The sequence below is a fragment of the Blautia massiliensis (ex Durand et al. 2017) genome, from assembly GCF_051861785.1.
In the GTDB taxonomy this organism is placed as follows: Bacteria; Bacillota; Clostridia; order Lachnospirales; family Lachnospiraceae; genus Blautia_A; species Blautia_A luti_A.
Genome location: NZ_CP146725.1, coordinates 1,767,768 through 1,789,853, shown reverse-complemented (window position 1 = coordinate 1,789,853; position 22,086 = coordinate 1,767,768). Strand labels below are relative to the sequence as shown.

The following is a 22,086-nucleotide window of genomic DNA, read 5'->3' as shown; positions in this document are numbered from 1 at the left end:
CATGCAAAACGATAAGATCAAAGAGTACTGGGAAGGAGAAGCTGGCATTTACAGCGAAGGGATCAAGGCAGAATTGAAAAGTGAAACAGCAGAAAACTGGAAGAATCTGATTCTGGAGTATGCGCCGGAAAAAGAACATCTGGAAGTACTGGACGTAGGCTGCGGGCCGGGATTTTTTGAAATTATGCTGGGAAAAGAGGGACATCATGTGACCGGGATCGATATTACTGAAAATATGATCCATGAAGCAAAGGAAAATGTAAAGGCAGCAGGTTTATCCGCAGATCTGATGACTATGGACTGCCACAATCTGAATTTCCCGGATGAGACATTTGATATGGTTATCTGCAGAAATATCACCTGGACGCTGGACGATCCACAGAAGGCTTACAAGGAGTGGCTGCGTGTACTGAAAAAAGGCGGACGTCTTTTGGTATCGGACGCCTGCTGGTATCTGCATCTTTATGATGAAGAAAAGAAAAAGATTTACGAGGCACATGATGCTGCCATGTGGGAAAAATATGGAAGAGGTATCCATGCTCATGAAGATGCGGAAACAGGGAAAGAACTCAGCAGTAAGCTGTTTATGAGTGATAAAAAGCGTCCGGCATGGGATCTGGATTACATGATGGAGATCGGCTTTTCCAAAGTGTTTGCCCTGAAGGACATCAGTGATATTTCCAGAACTTCCATGGAACGTGAGCTGAATAAGCTGACACCTCAGTTTTTAGTGGGTGGAGAAAAATAAGCGGGCCGGCGTTAAATAAAACGCTGGACCCGCTCCATTGTGGTTTTTAGAATAAAGATATCCGTCAGTACATCACCGGTTTCCAGAGAATGGTTGGCGTTTTGGGTGAGAAAGAGAGGGACATCTTTCTGCGCTGCCAGTTCCCGGATGGAATTGGTTTCGGCCCAGGGATCTGCGGTGCCGTGGAAGGCGATGCTTCCGGCAAGTGGGAAGGAAAAGGTTTCTGCAAGAGGAGTGAACAGGATGCTTTTTACAGTCAGATCGTGTCGGGAAGCATAGGCAGAGGAGATGACTGTACCAATGCTTTTGGAAATAAACAGAATGCTGCCATAGGAATTCCAGTCGATGCTGCCTAAGGAGCGTTCTGTCTGTTCCAGGGCAAGGTCAAAGGCCTGTTTCATTTTTTCAGGATCTCCTTTGACATTTTCCGGGAGGATGCCATAGGATACCGTGCGGATTTTGTAGCCGTGTTTGCCGGCAAGGCGGCTGGTATAGTACAGAAGCGGCTTGTCGGCAGTATATCCGATGCCCGGAAAAACAACAGCTAATTTCGGGGCATTTTTATCTGCTTCAGGTATATGTGCGGAGGTTTTTGCATAGAGCATCTGCAGATGGATTTTTTCCTGAAGTTCTCTTAAAGTAATAGAGATTGTGCAGGAGTCAGATGGAAGGTAATCGTAATCGGTGATAATACTGTCTTCTTCCATGGCATAAACCATATGTGAGGAACCCATGAGTTCCATATCTTCTTCAATATCGGAAAGTAATTCTTCGTATGATTTCATTTTATTTTTCTCCTTATATGAAGTTTTTTCAACATATAAATCGTTTATTTTTACAGATGGCTCTATTATACTGGATTCATCGAGTGACAGCAAGGGCCGGCAGAGAGAAAGAGGTGGCGGTGTGGATGTGACAAGAAGATTGCAGCTGATACGGATCCTGGAAAAAATGGAAAACGATCCGAAATTCAGTGAAAAGCTTGGAATAGAAAACAGATCAGAGTTTATACCAGTAAGTATGACTGGAGAAAAAGAGAAATTACGTTGACGTTGATATTTATGATATGTATGTTTGGAGTTTTTGGAAAATTATTTTGCTTCGGCGTAAAAGCAGTTAACCTGTAAAAACGGGTTAGCTGTTTTTTTATGAAAAAATGGATGCTTTTGGGACAAAAATCCTGTTGCACAACCATAAGAAATACAATTATAATAAAATCTTATAGGGCAGCAAAATATACCGCAGGTTTCCCAAACCATAAAGATCAACAGATTGGAGAAATATATGAAATTAAGAAGTCAATCCGCACGGACTTTATTATACGAAGAAGTAGTAGAAGAACTTTACAGGCTGATCGACGAGAAGCATATCCAGCCAGGAGGAAAGCTTCCGCCGGAGAGAGAACTGATCGAACAGCTGAAAGTCAGCCGGAATGTTCTGCGAGAAGCTTTTCATGTTCTGGAAACCAGAGGCGTGATCGTTTCCTATCAGGGAAAAGGAAGATTCTTAAGAGAACAGCCAGGCCATGGTTCAGAGAAACGCACAGAAAGTCTCAGCAAAAATCTGGAACGCTATTCCATGCTGGAAGCTTATGAAGTACGTCAGGTTCTGGAAGTAAAAGGCGTAGAGCTTATCATCCGCAACGCCTCTGAGGAGGATATTGATGACCTGGAAAAAGCCTACAAAAAAGTGGAACATACCTACGAAACAACCGGAACTACAACCGGAGAATTTGAACTGCACAAACTCTATGCAGAAAAAACAGGCAGCATGTTTATGACCCAGACCCTGGAGCTGGTACTGAATGCCATTCTGGATATGATGTACGGTCAGTTTTATGATGTGCTGGAAGCCACATCGGAGAAGCAGGAGCTGGAATCTCACCGACAGATCATCGACGCGATCCGTAGGCGGGATACCGAGGCAGCACAGAGGCTGATGCATGAGCATCTTCAGGTTACGATGGATATGCTGAAGGAAGATACGATCTGTTTTGAAAAATAATTGATTAAATATGCATTTAACCAGATATAAAAAACATCAAAAATTAAAAAAATATTGACGAAAAGCACCTTCGGGTGCTATTCTTTATAAACAAGTGGGTGACCAAGTGAACAAATATTAATTCAAAAAGAATGAATATGTATTCAGACGATAATTCACAATCCAGAAAGAACAGAAAGGAATACACAATGGGAAATTTGAAATGGCCGGAAGGTAAAAAATGTGCGGTAATGTTTACCTTCGACGTAGACGGAGATACCACCTGGGAAAACGGAAACCGTGGACTTCCAAATGGTGAGAAATACATCAAATCCTTATCCGTAGGCCAGTACGGACCGAAGCGCTGCGTGGACCGTATCCTGGATATGCTGGAGAGTTACGGTGTAAAAGCTACATTTTTTGTACCGGGATTAACAGCAGAGCGTTATCCGGAAGTGATCATGAGGATCGCAGAGGCAGGACATGAGATCGGACATCATGGATACGCACATGAGAGATTTGCGGGAAAAACAACAGAAGAACAGATTGAGATCATTGAGAAAACACAGAGGATTTTTAAAGATCTCATTGGCCATGAAGTAACAGGATTCCGGACACCATCCGGTGACTGGGCAAAGATCACACCACAGCTTCTGTACGAGAGAGGTTTTCGCTATTCAAGCTCCATGCGTGGGGATGACAGACCATACCGGACTGTGATAAACGGTGAAAAAACTGATTTTATCGAAATCCCGACGAAATGGGAAGTAGATGATTACGTGGCCATGGCCTATAATATGTATCCGGCAGAGCCGGCAGGCCAGGATCGAATTTCCAGTTATCGTCTGGTAGAAGATAATTTCATGAGAGAATTCCGCGGGCACTACAAAGAAGGACTTTGTATTTCCTACATGAGCCATCCGCAGGTGATCGGATCTCCTGGAAGGATCCAGATCCTGAAACATATGCTGGAGCAGATCACATCCAAAGAGGATGTCTGGGTAGCAACCGGAACAGAAGTTTCAGACTGGTATCGAAGCCATTCAGAAGAACAGGAGGAAAAATAAGGATGAAACTGGAAAGACCAAAGTGGCCGGAAAACAAAAAATGCAGCGCCATGATCACCATCAACCTGAATGCGGAACTGTTCTGGCTGCAGTTAGATCCGACCTGCAAAGATATGCCAAAGACTCTTTCTCTTGGCCAGTATGGAATGACAAGAGGTGTGGACCGTATCTTAAAAATTCTGGAAGAACGTGGAATCCGCGCAACATTTTTTACTCCGGGATGGGTAGCGGAGCAGTATCCGGATAAGCTGAAAGCCATTGTTGAAAAAGGCCACGAAATTGCGGCGCTGGGATATCACCATGAACATATGGCACTGTTATCCGAAGAAGAGCAGGAAAGCGCCATCAAAAAAGGAATCCAGGCCATCGAAAAAGTATGTGGCGTTACACCGAAGGGATTCCGTTCCCCGGAAGGCGAGCTGACACTGGATACTTTACGGATCGCAAAGAAAAACGGGCTGGTGTATTCCAGCAATCTCTGCGATGACGACAGACCATACTGGAAAGACCTGGGAGAGGATAAGATCCTGGAGATTCCTATTCACTGGGTTAATTATGATCTTCCGTATTTTGCATTCAACTATCATCCGGCATTTCCGGCAGGACAGGGCAGGATCGCGAATTATACAGGAGTTCTGAATAACTGGAAAGATGAATTTTTCGGATGTCATGAATATGGCCTCTGCTATGTTCTGCAGCTGGATCCGGCAGCCATCGGTGCACCGGGCAGGATCGGACTTCTGGAAGAACTTCTGGATTATATTGAAACTTTTGATGGTGTATGGTGGACAACCGGTGAGGAAATGTATGAATACTGTCTGAAAAGCAGTCAGGATCGGTAAGAGGGCATACATATAACGGGAAAAGAAGGGAGAGCATTCATGGCTCATATATTTGAACTGGTAAATCAGCTTTTTGCACAGGTAGTTCCGGTGGCGGATTTTCTCTGGGACTTTCCGACAAACATTGATGCGTACGCAAACATTCCGATCTTAGGGCAGCTGTCCATTGCATTTCTGCTTCTTCTTGGCGGAAGTTTGTATTTTACTTTACGGTTTGGATTTGTACAGGTAAAAGAATTTAAAACAGGAATCCGTCTTCTGACTTCCAAACAGCAGGCAAAAGTTGGAACTTCCCAGCTGGCGGCCTTTCTGGTCAGTATGGGCGGCCGTGTGGGAGCCGGAAATATTGTCGGTGTAACCGGAGCGGTAACCATTGGAGGACCGGGAGCAATCTTCTGGATGTGGGTTTCCGCATTTCTGGGAATGGCAACCTCTTTCTGTGAGGCAACACTGGCACAGATTTTCAAAGAGAGAAAAGGCAACGAATACGTAGGAGGTTTTACCTTCTATATCCAGAAGATCTGGAAAAACAAAGCATGGATCGGAGCAACAATGTGTATCATGTATCTGATCTACAACATGCTGAGTATTCCGGTACATACGTTCCATGTATTTACAGCAGTAAGTTCCATTGCAGATGAAGTAACGGGAAAAACAACGCAGGTAACAGATCCGCTGTATTATGTGATCGCAGCTGCCATCATCGTGGTCATCGCAGTTATCACATTTGGTGGAATTAAAAGCGTAACAAAATTTTCCGATGCGGTTGTACCGGTTATGGCAGGTTTATATGTTTTAATCGTGCTGGTACTGATTGTTCTGAATATTGGAAAAGTACCGGGATTTTTTGCAGCTGTATTTGTGGGAGCATTTAAACCAAGCGCTATTTTCGGCGGAGCATTTGGTGTAGCTATGGCGCAGGGACTGAAACGAGGACTTTTATCCAATGAGGCTGGTATGGGTACCGCGACACAGGCTTCCTCTATTGCGGATGCCAATCATCCATGCGAGCAGGGATTTATTCAGTCCATCGGTGTATTTGTAGATACGATCGTGATCTGTTCCCTGGCTGGTTTTGTGGTAACTGCAGGTGCGATCTGGAACAATCCGTCCATTGACTGGGATGTGATGAAAGCCAACAAGATCGGAACTTTCCTGACATCTGTCAAGGAACTGGCACCAGGTGACGGAATCCTGGATGTGATCGTATTTATCATCGTGGTTGTTGCATTTGGATTGTTTGCGTTTACAACACTTCTCTGTGACCTGACTTACACAGAGATTGCGGCAAACAAGATTTCCAAGAATAAGAAATTTATCTACTTTACAAGATGCCTTGGCGCGCTGATCTTTGTTCCTCTTGGAACTCTGACTGTACTGTCCGGACTTCAGCTGGATAACCTGTGGTATGTATCTGACCTGATCAATGTAATTTTGATCTTCGTGAACATCCCTACACTTCTGGTTGGAAGAAAACTGGTTACCAAAGCATACGAAAATTACAAGAAAAATCCAGGCAAGCGTTTTATTGCGTTCGAGATTGGTGTAGAATCGGATGTATGGACTGTTGAAGCAGCAAAAGAAAGCAGGTAAAAAATGAAAATAAAAGTGATCATGTCGGACAAGGCCATGAGCCGGGAAACCATGGATGCAAGGGAGCGTATGCTGAAAGCGGCACTTTCTTCCGATGCGGAGGTTTCTGTGGACTGTATCAAAAAAGGTCCGGACGAACTGGACTGTAATACAGACGAAGCTTTTGCGGCAGCGGAAATGGTGAAGGAGAGTATCCGTGCGGAAAAAGAAGGATACGACGCTATTGTGATCTACTGTTTCAGTGATGTGGGGATTGACGCCATCCGTGAAAATGTAAGAATTCCGGTGATCGGCCCCGGAGAAACCAGCCTGGCTGCGGCAAGTATGATCTGTAACCGTTTTACGGTGCTGACTTCGGAGAGTATCAATATTCCGAGAACCTACCGCCGTCTGATGCGAAACGGCATTGCCAGGGAAAAAATGGCAGCGGTCCGGGCGCTGGACATTCCAATCGGAGAGCTGCGCTCCAATCCGGAAGTAACGGAAAAATATCTGAAAGCGGTCTGCAAAAAAGCGGTGGAGGAAGATCATTCCGACGGGATCATCCTGGGCTGTCTTGGAATGGCAGGATACGGAGAAAAACTGGAAAAAGAACTTCCGGTGAAGATCATCGATCCGGCATTTCTGGCTGTTGCATATGCGGAATTGTGCGTAAGAGTTGGAATGAGACACATCCCGGCGGTTTATCCGGTTTTTACAAACAGCAGTAACGTAGAATTATAAACAGAAAAATAACAGGTCAGAAACACTTTCCGGCTTAGACCCGGAAGGTGTTTTTTGCATATAAAACAGAGATATGAAACTTGTAAATGACCGATCTTTACGGCATAATAAATTTATGGAATGTTCAGATTTCTGCTGTTTATGGTGGAAAAAAAAATTTCCTGTAAAGTGTATACATATAATCAGCTCATATACACAGATTTTACCGGATATAAAACAACCCCGATAAAAACAAAAAAGGGAAGAACAGCACAGCTGAAGCCGGAAAAACATGGAAGTACAGTATTTTATAAATCTTCGAATACGAAAATCGCAACCGTTTCATCCAGTGGTGTTGTAACACCAAAAACAACAGGAACTGTAAGCATACAGTGGATACTCCGGGATCAGATTACCAGTGCAGCGCTGAATGAATGTGCCAGATATAAATTTGACATAAGTGCCCAGTATGGATGTACCTACAGAAATATAATAGCCAAAGCACATTCGAAAAATATTAAAGTTGCGTTGTGGCTGTTTACGGATTCCAGTATTGCAGACTGCTATAAAAACTGGGGCGCAGATTATCTTACCTGTGAGAGAATGATGTAAGACGCATCAGGAAGGAGGTGAAACGGTATGGAAACAGAAATGTCAGGAAGATTGCTTATTACCGGAGATCTACATGGTAACACTGCGGCATTAACGATGATTAGCAGACAGCTTCGAGAGGGAGATGCATTATTTGTTGCCGGAGATTTTGTTTTGGAGGAGCTTTTTCCATAGACAGGGCATATCGTACCCTGAACAAAAGTTACTGGAAGGAAGAGGTTCCTTCTGAGGAAGATTATGAGAACGGAAATAAAAATCTTAAGGCCTGTGACTATAAGGTAGATTATGTAATTACACATACCTGTCCGTTAAATCTTATACCTTCACTTGGCGGATATCACTCGGCGATGGAAGAACGGCAATTGCAGAATTATCTGCAGTATGTAAATGAGACGGTATATGATTCACTGACCCGTTGGTACTTTGGGCACTGGCACAGAGATCAGGAATTTGGCGAAAAGTTCCGGGTGATCTATCTGGATCTTGTAGATATGGAAACGGGAAAAAAGATCTGGTGATTATCCTTGCTTTTATACTGGTATCGGGCTATACTAATGAGACATATATCTGATTAATGGAGGGTTTTACAAATGAAAATTGCAGCAACATACGACAACGGAAATATTTTCCAGCATTTTGGAAAAACGGAGTTTTTCAAGGTGTACGAGGTGGAAGATAACAAGGTTGTTTCCAGTGAAGTGATCAGCTCCAATGGCACCGGACATGGTGCACTTGCCGGACTTCTTGCAGATCAGGGAATCAGCGTTCTGATCTGTGGCGGAATCGGTGGCGGCGCTCAGGCAGCACTTGCTGAGGCTGGTGTTGAGTTATGTTCCGGAGCACAGGGTGACGTAGATGCGGCTGTGGATGCTTATCTGAAGGGCGAGCTGGTATCCACAGGTGTGAACTGTGATCATCACCATCATGAGGATGGACATTCCTGCGGAAGCCATGAGGATGGACACTCCTGCGGCGGTCATGAAGACGGACATTCCTGCGGAGGCTGTGGCGGCGGATGCGGTTCCCAGCCATCTATCACAGGTCCTAATGTCGGAAAAACCTGCCGTACACATTACAGAGGAACCTTTAACGACGGAACACAGTTCGATTCTTCCTATGACCGTGGCGAGCCACTGGAATTCATCTGCGGAGCAGGCCAGATGATCAAAGGCTTTGATGCTGCAGTTGCAAACATGGAGGTTGGTCAGGTGGTAGATGTTCATCTGATGCCTGAGGAAGCTTACGGTATGCCGAATCCGGATGCGATTTTTACACTTGAGATCGAACAGCTTCCGGGTGCAGAGGATCTTACTGTAGGACAGCAGGTATACCTCTCCAATCAGTATGGTCAGCCGTTCCCGGTTAAAGTTAACGCAAAAGATGAAAAAACCATTACTTTCGATGCTAATCATGAGATGGCAGGTAAAGAGCTGAATTTCAGAATTGAATTAGTAGAAGTGAAATAAGCAGGAGCAGTGGGAGGTGCTGTATGGGAGCATATGGCATCTCCTTTTTTGTCGGAAGGGAGGAAACTTTCCTGATGAGAATCTCTATGATACCATTTGGATTACTGTCCGGCTTTATGGACAGTAAAGAAATCCGGATCACAGAGCTGGGTGAAGATGGATTTCGATTTCGGCTGGCAGAGGAATGCCCGGAACCGGAGCAGTTTCTGATCTGTTTTTATGATATGAAAAAAGCCGGGTACAGGAGAGTGGAGATCCGGAGGTTTGGGATGAGTGCAGCAGAGGAGCAATGCCTGCAGGAGCAACAGCCAGTTGAAAAGAAAACCGGAAAATATTTTTACAGGGAATATTCTGTGAGAGTGGAACAGAAGGATTATGTACAGGAGGTTCGGCGTCTGGCCGGAGAGTACAACCGATATATCCGTCTGAAGCTGGATGGAGACGATGGAGAGCTGGCGAAATCACTGACCGGTTATCCTGCGGAGCTGGATGAGATGCACTGCAGGAGTCTGGAGGAACAGAAGAAGCGGTGGTTTTTCAGAGAAAATGAAAAGGTTTCCGGAAATCCACAGGATACAATGGGTGCAGAAGAATTAAGGCTTTTGGATAATGCAGAGTTTGCCCTGGAATTAAACTGCACTTCCCTGTATGAAGAATATCTGTGCCAGCCGCTGCAGGCTTTTCTGGCGTCTTACTGGCAGAAGAATTATCTCACTCACAGTTATTTTGCAGGCCGGATACCGGACAGATTTTATATTGGAAATCAGTTCTGCCATAATCTGTTTCCGACAGAAGAGCAGCTTTTTTCTATCATGGATAAAATGTATTCGGAGGGATCGGAGATCACACTGGTATTTTCTTATATCCGGGAATTTATGCTTTCGTCTGTGGGAAAGCTTCTGGAAAATGTGGATAACTGGTGCTGTATTCATGGGGTGAATGTGGAAATCGTAGTCAATGACTGGGCCATGGTGGAAATGCTCTGTGGAAAAACATCTCGCCTGCGTCCTGTTCTGGGCACATTGCTCAATAAACGAAAAAAGGATCCGCGAATGAAATATAAATCCGGTGATACCTTATTATTTCAGCAAAACAGCCTGAATGCGGGGTTTTATCGGGATTTTCTGGCTGAAGAATTTCATATCCACAGATACGAATGGGAGTCCTGCGGATATCCACAGGAGCTTCCGCCGGGAAAAAACAGTCTGCATTTGCCTTTTTATCAGACAAACACTTCGCAGTACTGTCCATTGTATGCTTTGTGCACCACCGGAGATCGCGGTACACAGCAGCTTGTGGAGCACTGTCCGAAATTCTGTGAAAAATACGCACTGCTTTATCCGGAACATTTACACATGGCAGGGCGGTATAACTCCCTGTTTGGTGTGGATAAAACACTTCCGGAGTCAACGGAAATGTGGAAAAATATAAAAGGCACAAAGCCGGATCGCATTGTTGTTAATATATGACAGGTGATGAGCAGGCTTCGAAGGTGAATCGCGAATATCCGTTTGACAAGAATACATTGCGGAAAAAAGGAACAGGACATGGATAACGGTATGAAAATAACCGCCGGGTTAGGCTCCATAGATGAATATGAACGTTTTGTGCAGGCAGGAGCAGATGAATTTTTCTGTGGCTATGTACCATTTTCCTGGGCGGAAAAATACGGCACAGTAATGCCGTTAAATCGCAGGGAGGTTCTCTGCTGTAATGTTCAGCTTGGAGCATACAGTGAGCTGGAAATTCTTTCCCGGATGGTGAAAAAATATAAAAAGCCGGTGCATCTCACCTTCAATTCCCTGTATTATCTTCCGGAACAGTATCCGGAGATCGGAGATATCATAGAAAAGTGCATGGGAATTGGATTTCGAAGCTATATCATTGCAGATCCGGCGCTTCTTGTTTATCTGAAAAACAGGGGGATTTCCTGTGAGATCCATCTCAGCGGAGAGACAGGGGAAGTGAACAGCGAAATGCTGAAGATGTTCCGGCGCTTTCCTCTGAAGAGATTGATCTTTCATCGGAAAAACACATTCCGGGATATGCAGTCTGTTATTGCATCTCAGAGAGAAGTGGAAAAACAGGCCGGGATCCGACCGGAGGCGGGAATGGAGTTGGAGGCCTTTGTGCTGAATGAGATGTGCCAGTTTACGGGAGCATTCTGTAATTCTCTTCACTGTGATGAGATGGGATATCTTTGCAGGGTGTCCTATTGGCTTGGAACTGTACGGAATGGTGATGCTGTTCCGGAAAAAATAATGGCTCTTCAGGAGCAGGCGTGGGATCAGGAACCGGATCTGAAAGCATATGATGAATCCGGATATCTTTGTGGTGAGACAGGCTGTGGACTGTGTGCACTGTATCAGCTGAAGCAGGCAGGGATCACGCATCTGAAGCTGGTTGGCCGGGGAAACTATGTGGATCACATGGAAAAAGATATCCGGAATTTGCGAAAAGCGTTGGAAATTCTGGACGCTGCAGAAAATGAGAGGGAATTTAAATATACGTTAAAACGGACAGTGTTTCCGGCGGGGTGTAGCGGAAGATGTTATTATCAGTAACAAAAAGGGAAGCTTTTTTGAGTTAGATCAAATGATAAATGGGATGAAAACCAGAATCAGGAAAGGATATGGTGCATATATGCTGAGGCAGTTTTTTAAATATATTTTTCAAAGCATTGCAGGTATGATCGGAATATCGGTTTATATTCTGGCGGATACATTTTTTATATCAGTTTATTCAGGCTCAGATGGCCTGGCAGTTCTGAATCTGATCCTTCCGGTGTATGGATTGGTATATGCTATCGGGGCAATGATCGGTATCGGTTCTGCCACCCGATTCGGGATTAACAGAGCCAAGGGTGAGAATACGGATCACTATTTTCTGCAGTCTGTTTTCTGGAGTGTTCTGTGCAGTGTGCCTTTTATTATCACAGGTATTCTTGCACCGGAGAAATTTCTTCACTTTCTTGGCGCAGATGCAGGTCTGACTGCCCTTGGAAAAAGCTATCTCAGGATCATGCTGATCACTACGCCGCTGTTTATGGCTAATTATACGTTTACTGCTTTTGCAAGAAATGACCAGGGAACCTCCACTGCCATGGCAGGGGCGATTTCCGCAAGTCTTTTCAATATTGTGTTTGACTATATTTTTATGTTCCCAATGAAGCTTGGGCTTGCCGGAGCGGCGCTGGCAACAGCCATCAGCCCTGCCATCACAATGGCGATCTGCACAACCCATTATCTTGGAAAAAAGAACCACGTAGGTTTCCGGTGGGTACGGCCTTCCATCCGCCATCTGATCTCATGCTGTCAGCTTGGGATTTCGGCCTTTGTCGGAGAGCTTTCCTCAGCGATCATTACGATCATTTTTAACATGCTTCTTCTTGGGATCGCAGGAAATGTAAGCGTGGCGGCCTACGGAGTAGTGGCTAATCTTTCCCTTGTGGCAATGTCTATTTTTAACGGACTGGCGCAGGGTGCACAGCCACTTATCAGCAAAAGCTACGGAGAAGGACAGCGTGACCATGTAAAAAGCCTGCTTCGCTGGAGTCTGGTTTCCTGCGCAGTGCTGGAAGCGGTGACGATCCTGGTGGTGTGGGGCTTTACAGACAATCTGGTCGCTGTTTTTAACAGTGAAAATAACCAGCAGCTTCTGGATTATGCACATGTGGGCCTGCGGATCTACTTCCTGGGATTCCTGTTTGCGGGGATCAATATTATGCTGGTGGCGTATTTTTCGGCAGTGGATCGTGCAGTTCCGGCGATCGTGGGATCGCTTATGCGTGGTGTGATCGCTATTGCTGCAAGTGCGGTGATCTTGTCCGGATTATTTGGGATCAATGGCGTGTGGAGTTCCTTTCTGAGTTCAGAGATCATTACATTTGCTGTGATCCTGATACTGGCGGGATCCGGGCGGAAAAAGAATATATTTTCAGGAGAAAGGATATAAAATGAATTTCGAGCGTGTAAAAAGAGAAGAAGCAGATACAGTTCTGAAGCTGTACCGTTCATTGCTGGGGACGCCCTATTGTGTGTGGACAGAGGAGTATCCTTCAGAAAAAGAAGTGGAATTTGATCTTTCCAGAGATGCGCTGTTCTGTATGCGGGACGATGCGGGAAATATCGCAGGTGTGATCTCCATTGATGATGATCCAAATGTGGAATGTCTCACATGCTGGTCAGAAACCATGGTGCCGTCAGCGGAGGTCTCCCGGGTGGGAGTATGTCAGGAATTCCAGAATCAGGGGATTGCCGGGAAACTTCTTAAGGGTGTGATGGAAGAACTGAAGAAGCGGGGCTATAAAGCTGTACATCTTCTTGTTGCGAAGGACAATGTAAAAGCACTCCGTTCTTATGATAAGCTGAATTTTGAGAACGTGGGAGAGTGTGAACTCTGGGGACATATGTACTGGTGTTATGAGAAAGCATTATAAAAAATGAAAAACAGGTATCTTTTTGCCGGGCGGTAGATCGACCACCAATGTCAGATCGATAAGTGGTGGTCAATACACAGTCAGCGGAGAAGATACCTGTTTTTTGTTTGAAAGCAGATCAGATCCTCCGGCAGCTGTCCCTCTCGATCAGCTGATGAGGTACAATGATCTTTGTGGCCGGAAGGCTCGGATTTTCGATATGACTGATCATCTGCGTGGCTGCTTCCATTCCAAGCTGCCCGGAGTTAATATCAATGGAGGTCAGCTGTGGTGAAGTCAGTCTGGCAAAAAGTGAGTTGTTAAAGGAAAGAATGGACAGATCCTCCGGTATGGAGATATCTGCTTCTATACAGATCCGCTCCAGGGAAAGTGCCAGAATATCATCACTGACAAGCACAGCTGTAGGGCGCTCTTCACTTAAAAGCAGCTTTCGAAGCTCCTGAAACTCATTCTGGGAAGCGGCAGGAACCTCTATACAGTATTCGGACTGTACGGTTAATCCGTGGCTGATCAGCGCAGTCATGTAGCCGGTTTTGCGGTCTGCGGAAAAGACCAGGGAATTATCTACACCCAGATAAGCGATCTTCCGGTGGCCCAGAGCATAAAGATACTCCGTTGCCTCCTGTCCGGCCAGAAGGTTGTCATTATCGATATAGATCGTATGATTGGTGTGTTGTGCCGGTTTTCCGATCAGGATATAGAGAAGTCCTTCACTGAAAAGAAAATCAATAACAGGATCATTCACACGGGAATAAAGAACAATAAATCCGTCAACCTTACCGCTTCTGGACATGGAACGTACTGCGTTAAGGATCTCTTCTTCATTCTGACCGGTAACAATGGTGCTGATATACTGATGTGCGTTACAGTAGTGGCTGATCCCCCGGATCGTCTCAAGGTAAAAGGAATTCTCGTATGTCTCCTTTGGGGATGGAGGCAGGATGATACCGATGGAGCGGGAAATCTGTGCTGCCAGGTTGCTGGCCTGGAAATTCGGCTCATAGCCAAGCTCCGCCATGGCTCTGCGTACACGTTCCTTGGTTTCTTCACTGATAGATGGATTATTTTTGCAGGTTCTGGAAACGGTGGACGGGGACACCCCGGCCAGAGCTGCCACATCTTTGATGGTTACTGCCATAAATTTGCCTCCTCACGGATATGCCGGATCAAAGCGGAAGTATGCCTCTGATCCGGCTTTTTTATCTCAGTCTGATAGAGATATTGTAGTTCATAACAAGGATACTGTCAAACATATTGCACGTAAAATTGCATGAAATTGCGTAAAAACAGATGCACAGAGAATCCGGTAGTGAGATGCAGACAGATTTCTGCTTGGCATGATGAAAAACTGCACAAAATCAGGATGTAAAAATTGTAAGAAGGGTAGAAAAGACAAAAATGCATTGCACTTCATGCAAAATGGACGTATAATTTACGCAAACGGTTGCGTAAATTATATGAATATGCATCCGTGAGAGGATAATAGATAAGATGCTCTGAGATGCAGGGCTCAACATAAGGAGAGAAAAGATATGGATAAAAGAGCAGCCGGCATTCTGATGCCGATCACAAGCCTGCCGTCAGAGTACGGCATCGGATGTTTTTCAAAGAGTGCCTATGATTTTGTGGACTGGCTGAAGGAAGCGGGACAGAGCTACTGGCAGATCCTCCCGCTGGGACCTACCAGTTACGGAGATTCTCCGTACCAGTCCTTCTCCACTTTTGCGGGAAATCCGTATTTTATCAGCCTGAAGGCACTGGTGGAGGAAGGCGTCCTTACAAAGGAGGACTGTGATAAGGTCAGCTGGGGAAGAAGAGCAGACAGCGTAGACTATGAAAAAATCTACAAAGGCCGTTACAAGCTTCTCCGCAAAGCTTACGAAAACAGCAACATCAGCGAGAATCCGGATTATCAGAAATTTGTTGCAGAAAACAGCTGGTGGCTTTCCGACTATGCACTTTTTATGGCAGTAAAGGATCAGTTCGGCGGTGTTGAGTGGACAAAATGGGCAGAGGATATCCGCCTTCGCTGGGCAAATGCCATGGACTACTATCGCAGAGAATTATATTTTGATATTGAATTCCAGCAGTATATGCAGTTCAAATTCTATGAGCAGTGGATGAAACTGAAAAAATATGCCAACGAAAAAGGCATTCAGATCATCGGAGATATCCCGATCTATGTAGCTATGGACAGTGCAGATACCTGGGCTCATCCGGAACTTTTCCAGCTGGATGAGGAGAATGTGCCGGTGGCGGTAGCCGGATGCCCGCCGGACGGTTTTTCCGCAACAGGACAGCTTTGGGGAAATCCACTGTACCGCTGGGATTACCACAGAAATACAGGATATCAGTGGTGGATCTCCAGACTGAGCTACGTATTCCGCCTTTATGACGTGGTAAGGATCGACCATTTCCGTGGCTTTGACGAGTATTTTTCCATTCCGTACGGTGCAGAAAATGCCATTGGCGGTCACTGGGAAAAAGGTCCCGGGATCGATCTGTTCCGCAAAGTGGAGCAGGCCCTTGGCTGGAAGCAGGTCATTGCGGAGGATCTTGGCTATGTGACAGATTCTGTGCGTCAGCTTGTCCATGACAGTGGATTCCCGGGAATGAAGGTCCTGGAGTTTGCGTTTGATTCCAGAGATTCCGGCTGTGCCAACGATTATCTTCCACACAACTATCCGGAGAACAGTGTGGCATACACAGGAACCCATGATAATGAGACCATCGCCGGATGGTGGAAGAGCATTATGGCAAAAGAGCGTAAGCTTGCCAGGGATTATCTCTGTGATAACTGTACACCGGATAAAGAACTGCATAAATGCTTTATCAGCCTGGTTATGAGAAGCAGTGCAAAGCTCTGTGTGATCCCTATGCAGGATTATATGGGCCTGGATAACAGCGGCAGAATGAACCAGCCATCCACAGTAGGAAAGAACTGGAAGTGGAGGATCCGCAAAAGGGAGCTGACTGTGAAGCTTCAGAAAGAGATCCATGGTATTGCACTTCGCTACGGACGTATGAACTGGTCTGATTAAAAGAGAGATCCAAGAGACATATTCCATTTAAACGGGACGTGAAAGAAAGTAGAAAGATTTTAGATAGAATCGTGATTTTTTATGTGATATAATGCTGTTTCGTGGAGGCAGCTGTCAGTAAAAGGTAAGGCTGACAGCTGCCTTATTGTATTTTCAGATCTGCGGTAAATGATAAAGTGATACATTTATATATGCAGAAGATCAGAAGAGAGTGTCTGATCTGTAGCAGTGGATAATCCTGAATAACGGAAGATTTTTTACAATAAGGGGAGAATTATGACAGGAAAAACACACGCGGCAGTTGGACTCGGAACAGTGCTGGCAGTTACACAGCCCTCTACGGTTTCCGGTCTGGTACTTGCGGCAGGAACAGGAATGCTTGGAGCATTGATCAGCGACATTGATGTGGGAACCTCCAAATCCCATAAGGATGCGGACCGGATCACACTGATCGCGGTACTGCTTGTGGCAGCAGAGATCGCATTGAATTATTTTTATGATTTTTCCATCTGGGAAAAGATCCGCAATAACCAGTCTATGGCGCCGGTTGCCATGGGAGTTATTATTTTTATTGCAGTCTGCGCCTTTGGAAAAAATCAGCCGCACCGGTCATTTATGCATTCGATCATGGCTATGGCCATTTTAAGTGCAGCCATATCCATGGTGTCCGTGAAGCTGGTTCTTTATTTTGTGGTTGGATTCGTATCACATCTGGTGCTGGACTGCTTTAACCGGAAACGGGTACGGATCCTGTATCCGCTGCCGGGAGGCATTGCGCTGGATTTCTGTAAGGCAGGAGGCTTTGTGGATTCCCTGCTTTTTAAGCTTGGATCTGTAGCTGTGATCTTTGAGATCGTATATCTGGCTGTGCAGATGGGAGAGAACTGGAAGCTTTTTCGAATGTAGAGGATGTTTTATTTACCGATTACGGATAATTTTATATGGGGCAGATATTGCAGGAATTAAGCCAAAAAAGGAGCTGTGAAAAAAGAATAGTCCCCCAAAAAAGAAAGACCAAGAGTTTATAATGAACTCAAGGTCTTTCTTTCTGTTATAATTAACTTGCAATGAAAATTAATAACATAATCTATTCTAACCCAAAACAGGCAGTTTTGCCAATGCTAATTCAAGATTATTTGGACATCTGTGATCCAGTGCTGACTTTTGATAGATTTATGGGAGAAATCGAACTGGAGAAATATCTGAAAAATATTCCTCAACATGATACAGGAAGACTCAGGTATGACCCGGTCAGCATGCTGAAAACAGTTTTGTTTGGATTTATGGCGAATGGCTATATATCATTGCGTGAACTGGAGGATCAGTGTAAAATCAATCTCCGTTTCATGTATCTTATGGATCATCAAGCACCTTCTTACCGTACTTTCGGCTACTTCATCAACGAAGTACTTGCTGATTCCATTGAAGAAATATTTCAAGATATAAACAAAAAAATCTTCGAGACAGAGCATGTGGATCTTCAACATCTATACATTGATGGATCCAAGTTTGAAGCAAATGCGAATAAATACTCCTGGGTATGGAAAAAAGCAACCGAAAAATCCAGATACCGTCTCTTTGGTAAGATCACTACACTCTTTGAAGAAATCAATGAGGAACTTTCATGTACAGGTATGAAACTTTGTATCAATAGTGAGTACGCACCAGAGTATCTGAAGGAAGCTGCTGAACAGTATGCAGAAGTCTGGCAGATTAATGAAGCAATGTTTGTTCATGGCAGGGGACATCGTAAAACTACACAACAACGTCATTATGAGAAACTCAAAGAGTATGCTGCTAAGTTGGAAGAATACGTGGAAAAAATCAAAATCTGTGGAGAAGATCGCAACAGCTACTCGAAAACAGATCATTCAGCCACTTTTATGCGAATCAAGACAGACTACATGGGAAATGACCAGTTGCTTCCAGCTTATAATGTACAGGTCGGTGTTGCAGATGAATATATTGCTGTTGTTGATGTAAATCAGTATCGCTCAGATATGGATTGTTTTATTCCATTAATGAACAAGTTTTATACTACATATGGCTTCTATCCAAAGTACCCAGTAGCAGATGCCGGATATGGTTCTTACAACAATTACATCTTCTGTGAGCAGCAAGGAATGGAAAAATATATGAAGTTTCCCATGTTCAAGAAAGAGACTACTGACAAGAAATACCATGAAGATCCATTTCGTGCAGTAAATTTTCCAATCGGGGAAGACGGAATCATGCGTTGCCCAAACGGGAAAAACTTTAATCTTCAGTATCGAAAAAACGTAAAAGGGAACAAGTATGGGCGACAGGAAGAAGTGTATCAGTGTGAAGACTGCTTCGGCTGTCCATACGCAGAACAATGTAAAAAGACAGACAAAAACCGTACTGTTCGGATCAACCGCGAACTTACAGCGATGCATCAGGAAGTGATAGAAAATCTCGAAAGTATCCAGGGAGCGCTTCTAAGGATGAACAGATCCATTCAGGCAGAAGGTACCTTTGGTATCATGAAAAACGACCGGTGGTACAAAAGAATTGTCCGAAGAGGAATAAAATCTGTATTGCTTGAAGTATTTCTCGTTTCTATCGGACACAATCTTTATAAATATCACAACAAACAGAAAAAAGTTGCAGCTGCCGCATAGGAGTTCATAATAGCATTCTTATGGGGTAAGGGGAACTATACCCTTTTTTATGCAATATAACTATTATCATAACCATAAGCAAAAGGACGCATGAAAAAACTCTCGTTTTTTCACACGCCCTTTTAACCGAATCAAGGGAGTCCCCTGTTTCAATTACGAATATCCGCCTGACGGTTTATAAGTGTGATCATTTATTCTTTCTGATCCTGCAGGCGCATGCTGTGTAAAGTACGTCTGTGGAAGAGTTCAGTGCTGTCTCACAGGAATCCTGGATCACGCCTACGATGAAACCGACACCAACTACCTGCATGGCAACATCATTGGGGATTCCGAAAAGGCTGCAGGCCATCGGGATCAGAAGAAGAGAACCGCCGGCAACTCCGGAAGCACCAGCTGCACTTGCAGCAGCCAGGATGCAGAGGATCAGAGCGGTCGGGAAGTCTACGCTGATACCAAGTGTGTGTGCAGCTGCCAGAGCCATGATGGAAATGGTGATCGCTGCACCACCCATGTTGATGGTCGCACCAAGAGGGATGGAGATGGAGTAGGTATCCTCATCAAGTCCGAGATCCTTGCACAGCTCCATGTTTACCGGAATGTTGGCGGCAGAGCTTCTTGTGAAGAATGCTGTGATACCACTGTCCTTCAGGCAGCGCAGAACCAGCGGATATGGATTCTGGCGTGTGCAGATGAAAGTAATGATCGGGTTGATCACCAGTGCGACAAAGAGCATGGTTCCCACCAGTACACAGATCAGACGGCCATAGCTTAACAGTACACCAAGTCCCTGCTCGGAGATGGTTGTGAAGATCAGGCCCATGATACCAAATGGAGCAAGGCTGATGATCCATCTTACGGCTGTGGAGGTTGCATCGGAAATGTTTTCGATGACAGTCTTGGTAGTTTCACTTGCGGCCTTCAGTGCGATACCGAAGATGATGGCCCATGCAAGGACACCGATATAGTTGGCGTTGACAAGTGCGTCAACCGGGTTGGAAACAATGTTCATCAGAAGGTTTTTGAGGACCTCTGCAACACCGCTTGGCGGAGTGACGTCGGAAGTATTTGTATTTTCGGAAAAAGTCAGCATGATCGGGAACAGGCGGCTGGAGATCACAGCTGCCAGTGCTGAGAGTATATTTCCCAGAAGATAAAGTACAACAACGAATTTCATGTTTGTTTTCTGGCCTTTTCCCATGTGGCACAGAGAGCTCATTACCAGGAAGAACACCAGAAGCGGAGCAATTCCACGAAGAGCACCGACGAACAGATCACCGAGAATGGAGATCACAGATGCCTGAGGGATCGCAAGTCCGAGAATGATACCAACGATCAGACCACAGATGATACGCTTGATCAGGTTGATGCTGTTCCATTTTTGAATCAGGTTTTTCATAACTAGTTTCCTCTTTCCTATTGTGTGAGTGTGCTAAAAAAATGCTGAGCCGCAAAGCAACAATCCAGTGTAAAGGGCGGATCGTTCTAAGCCGGTATTACTGCATCGCGTAAAAGCACAACAGGACAATTATATACAATTATGTCCGCCTTGTAAAGACAAATGTACATAAAACGTGAGAAAACTCAGACTCGTATTTTCCGGAAGCTTACAGCAAAGAACAGAACCTCCGCAAAGCCTGTAATTCCCCATGAGAAAATATACAGGAGATAAAGTGAGGAAATGGTCTGGAAGTGTGCGAACACCGTATAGAACCAGATGACACGGAATACACAGGATCCCAGAATGATGATGATGGTCGGTGGTATACTTTTTCCGATGCCACGGGAAGCGGCGATACTGCAATCCATAAAACAGCTGAAGGCATAGCTGAAGCCCATGATCCGGATCCTCTCCATGCCGGCATCGATGACTGCCGGTTCTGTGGCAAACAGTGACAGAAACTGCGGACCGAAAACAAGAAGCAGTCCACCAAGGATCGCGCCTGCGATGAAGGCATAGGTAAGGCTGATCCCATAAGTCTTCAGCATACGTTTTTTATTTCCGGCACCCCAGTTCTGACCGATGAAGCTCGCGCATGCAGTATAGAAAGCAAACATGATGTTGTAGATCAGAGAGTCTGCATTTGCGGCAGCGGCATTTCCGGAAACCGTGACTGCATCGAAGGAGTTGACACCGGCCTGTACGAACAGATTTGCAATGGCAAAAATCCCGTTCTGCAGACCTGTGGGAATACCAAGAAGCAGTACTGCTTTACAGGCCTTCGGGTGAAGACGGAGCTTACGCAGGGATACCCTGCATTCGTCTTTTCTCCGAAGGAGGTGGATCATTACCAGCACTGCGGAGATATACAGTGCGATCGCGCTGGCAGTTGCCACACCTGCGGCGGCCATATGACAGACGATAACGAAAAACAGGTTCAGAAGAATGTTGATCACTCCGGCAATGGAAAGATAGATCAGCGGTCGCTTCGTATCGCCGCGGGCACTTAATACGCCGTTACCGAAATTGTATACAGCCATGGCCGGCATACCCAGAGCATAAATCTTCATATATAAAACAGCCTGGTCCATCAGCTCCGGTTTCGTATTCATCATGGACAGCATCTGTCCGGAAAACAGAAGACAGACGACACAGACCAGAAGTCCTGCGATGGCACAGAGAAGAAGAGATGTATGGATCGTTTCTTCGGTACCTTTTCTGTTTTCGGCACCAAGCTCGTGTGCTACACGAACATTGACTCCGGCGCCCATGCCGATCAGGATTCCGGTAAATAAAGTGACCAGCAGAGTTGTGGAACCCACAGCTCCAAGTGCCATGTAATCTGCAAATCGCCCCACAACCGCAACATCACTTAAATTAAAAAAAACCTCCAACACCTGGGACCCCATCAGGGGAAGGCTGAAGAGGAGGATATTTTTCCAGAGAGAGCCGGAGGTCATCTCAATGGAAGACGTTTTCTTTTTTTCATTTTCACACATAGTTTACCTCATAAA

General features: G+C 45.2%; 22 protein-coding genes. 18 read left to right on the top strand and 4 right to left on the bottom strand.

The annotated features are described in order from the left end of the window. The first annotated feature begins 1 nt into the window (after window position 1). A complete protein-coding gene (locus tag V9W66_RS08525) occupies window positions 2-748 on the top strand; it encodes a class I SAM-dependent methyltransferase (protein ID WP_059086419.1) in 747 nt (248 codons plus the stop codon). 11 nt (window positions 749-759) lie between these two features. Here the strand turns inward: V9W66_RS08525 and V9W66_RS08520 are convergent, their stop codons facing one another. Further along, window positions 760-1,533, bottom strand: coding sequence for an alpha/beta hydrolase (locus V9W66_RS08520; RefSeq protein WP_144094941.1), 774 nt, complete (start codon window positions 1,531-1,533; stop codon window positions 760-762). A gap of 127 nt (window positions 1,534-1,660) precedes the next feature. On the opposite strand from V9W66_RS08520, the gene V9W66_RS08515 reads away from it, so the two are divergent. The 14 genes from V9W66_RS08515 to V9W66_RS08450 all read left to right on the top strand — a co-directional run bounded on the left by V9W66_RS08515 (window position 1,661) and on the right by V9W66_RS08450 (window position 13,451). Beyond that, a complete protein-coding gene (locus V9W66_RS08515; protein ID WP_186290097.1) occupies window positions 1,661-1,798 on the top strand; it encodes a hypothetical protein in 138 nt (45 codons plus the stop codon). Between the two features lie 234 nt (window positions 1,799-2,032). Next, window positions 2,033-2,752 (top strand): FadR/GntR family transcriptional regulator, encoded by a 720-nt coding sequence (locus V9W66_RS08510; RefSeq protein WP_144094943.1) that lies wholly within the window; start codon window positions 2,033-2,035, stop codon window positions 2,750-2,752. Between the two features lie 188 nt (window positions 2,753-2,940). Then, window positions 2,941-3,798 carry a polysaccharide deacetylase family protein gene (locus V9W66_RS08505; RefSeq protein ID WP_144094945.1) on the top strand — a complete coding sequence of 286 codons (858 nt, stop codon included), beginning with the start codon at window positions 2,941-2,943 and terminating at the stop codon, window positions 3,796-3,798. Window positions 3,799-3,800: 2 nt separating this feature from the next. Further along, window positions 3,801-4,640, top strand: coding sequence for a polysaccharide deacetylase family protein (locus V9W66_RS08500; RefSeq protein ID WP_144094947.1), 840 nt, complete (start codon window positions 3,801-3,803; stop codon window positions 4,638-4,640). Between the two features lie 39 nt (window positions 4,641-4,679). Next, a complete protein-coding gene (locus tag V9W66_RS08495; RefSeq protein WP_243125571.1) occupies window positions 4,680-6,233 on the top strand; it encodes an alanine/glycine:cation symporter family protein in 1,554 nt (517 codons plus the stop codon). A gap of 3 nt (window positions 6,234-6,236) precedes the next feature. Continuing rightward, complete coding sequence (locus V9W66_RS08490; RefSeq protein WP_144093952.1) at window positions 6,237-6,956, top strand: aspartate/glutamate racemase family protein; 720 nt, start codon at window positions 6,237-6,239, stop codon at window positions 6,954-6,956. A 141-nt stretch (window positions 6,957-7,097) separates the two neighbouring features. Beyond that, window positions 7,098-7,547, top strand: a complete 450-nt coding sequence (locus tag V9W66_RS08485; RefSeq protein WP_243121682.1) for an Ig-like domain-containing protein — start codon at window positions 7,098-7,100, stop codon at window positions 7,545-7,547. A gap of 27 nt (window positions 7,548-7,574) precedes the next feature. Continuing rightward, window positions 7,575-7,721, top strand: coding sequence for a metallophosphoesterase (locus V9W66_RS08480; protein ID WP_186290050.1), 147 nt, complete (start codon window positions 7,575-7,577; stop codon window positions 7,719-7,721). 188 nt (window positions 7,722-7,909) lie between these two features. Then, window positions 7,910-8,065 carry a hypothetical protein gene (locus tag V9W66_RS08475; RefSeq protein ID WP_186290051.1) on the top strand — a complete coding sequence of 52 codons (156 nt, stop codon included), beginning with the start codon at window positions 7,910-7,912 and terminating at the stop codon, window positions 8,063-8,065. A gap of 72 nt (window positions 8,066-8,137) precedes the next feature. Next, window positions 8,138-9,013, top strand: coding sequence for a NifB/NifX family molybdenum-iron cluster-binding protein (locus tag V9W66_RS08470; RefSeq protein ID WP_118516071.1), 876 nt, complete (start codon window positions 8,138-8,140; stop codon window positions 9,011-9,013). A gap of 23 nt (window positions 9,014-9,036) precedes the next feature. Next, complete coding sequence (locus tag V9W66_RS08465; RefSeq protein ID WP_144093954.1) at window positions 9,037-10,482, top strand: hypothetical protein; 1,446 nt, start codon at window positions 9,037-9,039, stop codon at window positions 10,480-10,482. A gap of 78 nt (window positions 10,483-10,560) precedes the next feature. Next, a complete protein-coding gene (locus tag V9W66_RS08460; RefSeq protein ID WP_243121683.1) occupies window positions 10,561-11,577 on the top strand; it encodes a U32 family peptidase in 1,017 nt (338 codons plus the stop codon). A 79-nt stretch (window positions 11,578-11,656) separates the two neighbouring features. Beyond that, entirely contained in the window at window positions 11,657-12,967 is a 1,311-nt protein-coding gene (locus tag V9W66_RS08455) for an MATE family efflux transporter (RefSeq protein ID WP_144093955.1), read from the top strand. Window position 12,968: 1 nt separating this feature from the next. After that, complete coding sequence (locus V9W66_RS08450) at window positions 12,969-13,451, top strand: GNAT family N-acetyltransferase (protein ID WP_021650238.1); 483 nt, start codon at window positions 12,969-12,971, stop codon at window positions 13,449-13,451. Between the two features lie 118 nt (window positions 13,452-13,569). On the opposite strand, the gene V9W66_RS08445 is transcribed toward V9W66_RS08450, so the two are convergent. Beyond that, the gene (locus tag V9W66_RS08445; protein ID WP_144093956.1) at window positions 13,570-14,589 is read right to left on the bottom strand and encodes a LacI family DNA-binding transcriptional regulator; all 1,020 of its coding nucleotides are present in this window, start codon (window positions 14,587-14,589) and stop codon (window positions 13,570-13,572) included. A 394-nt stretch (window positions 14,590-14,983) separates the two neighbouring features. Here V9W66_RS08445 and malQ point away from each other — a divergent pair, with 394 nt between their 5' ends. From malQ to V9W66_RS08430, 3 genes are all read left to right on the top strand, one after another. Then, window positions 14,984-16,492, top strand: coding sequence for a 4-alpha-glucanotransferase (malQ, locus tag V9W66_RS08440; RefSeq protein WP_144093957.1), 1,509 nt, complete (start codon window positions 14,984-14,986; stop codon window positions 16,490-16,492). A gap of 276 nt (window positions 16,493-16,768) precedes the next feature. Next, a complete protein-coding gene (locus V9W66_RS08435; RefSeq protein ID WP_144093958.1) occupies window positions 16,769-17,398 on the top strand; it encodes a metal-dependent hydrolase in 630 nt (209 codons plus the stop codon). 161 nt (window positions 17,399-17,559) lie between these two features. Further along, window positions 17,560-19,134, top strand: coding sequence for an IS1182 family transposase (locus V9W66_RS08430; RefSeq protein ID WP_144094053.1), 1,575 nt, complete (start codon window positions 17,560-17,562; stop codon window positions 19,132-19,134). A gap of 187 nt (window positions 19,135-19,321) precedes the next feature. On the opposite strand, the gene sstT is transcribed toward V9W66_RS08430, so the two are convergent. Next, window positions 19,322-20,530, bottom strand: a complete 1,209-nt coding sequence (gene sstT / locus V9W66_RS08425; RefSeq protein ID WP_144094418.1) for a serine/threonine transporter SstT — start codon at window positions 20,528-20,530, stop codon at window positions 19,322-19,324. A gap of 185 nt (window positions 20,531-20,715) precedes the next feature. Next, a complete protein-coding gene (locus tag V9W66_RS08420) occupies window positions 20,716-22,071 on the bottom strand; it encodes an MATE family efflux transporter (protein ID WP_144094416.1) in 1,356 nt (451 codons plus the stop codon). Window positions 22,072-22,086 lie beyond the last annotated feature (15 nt).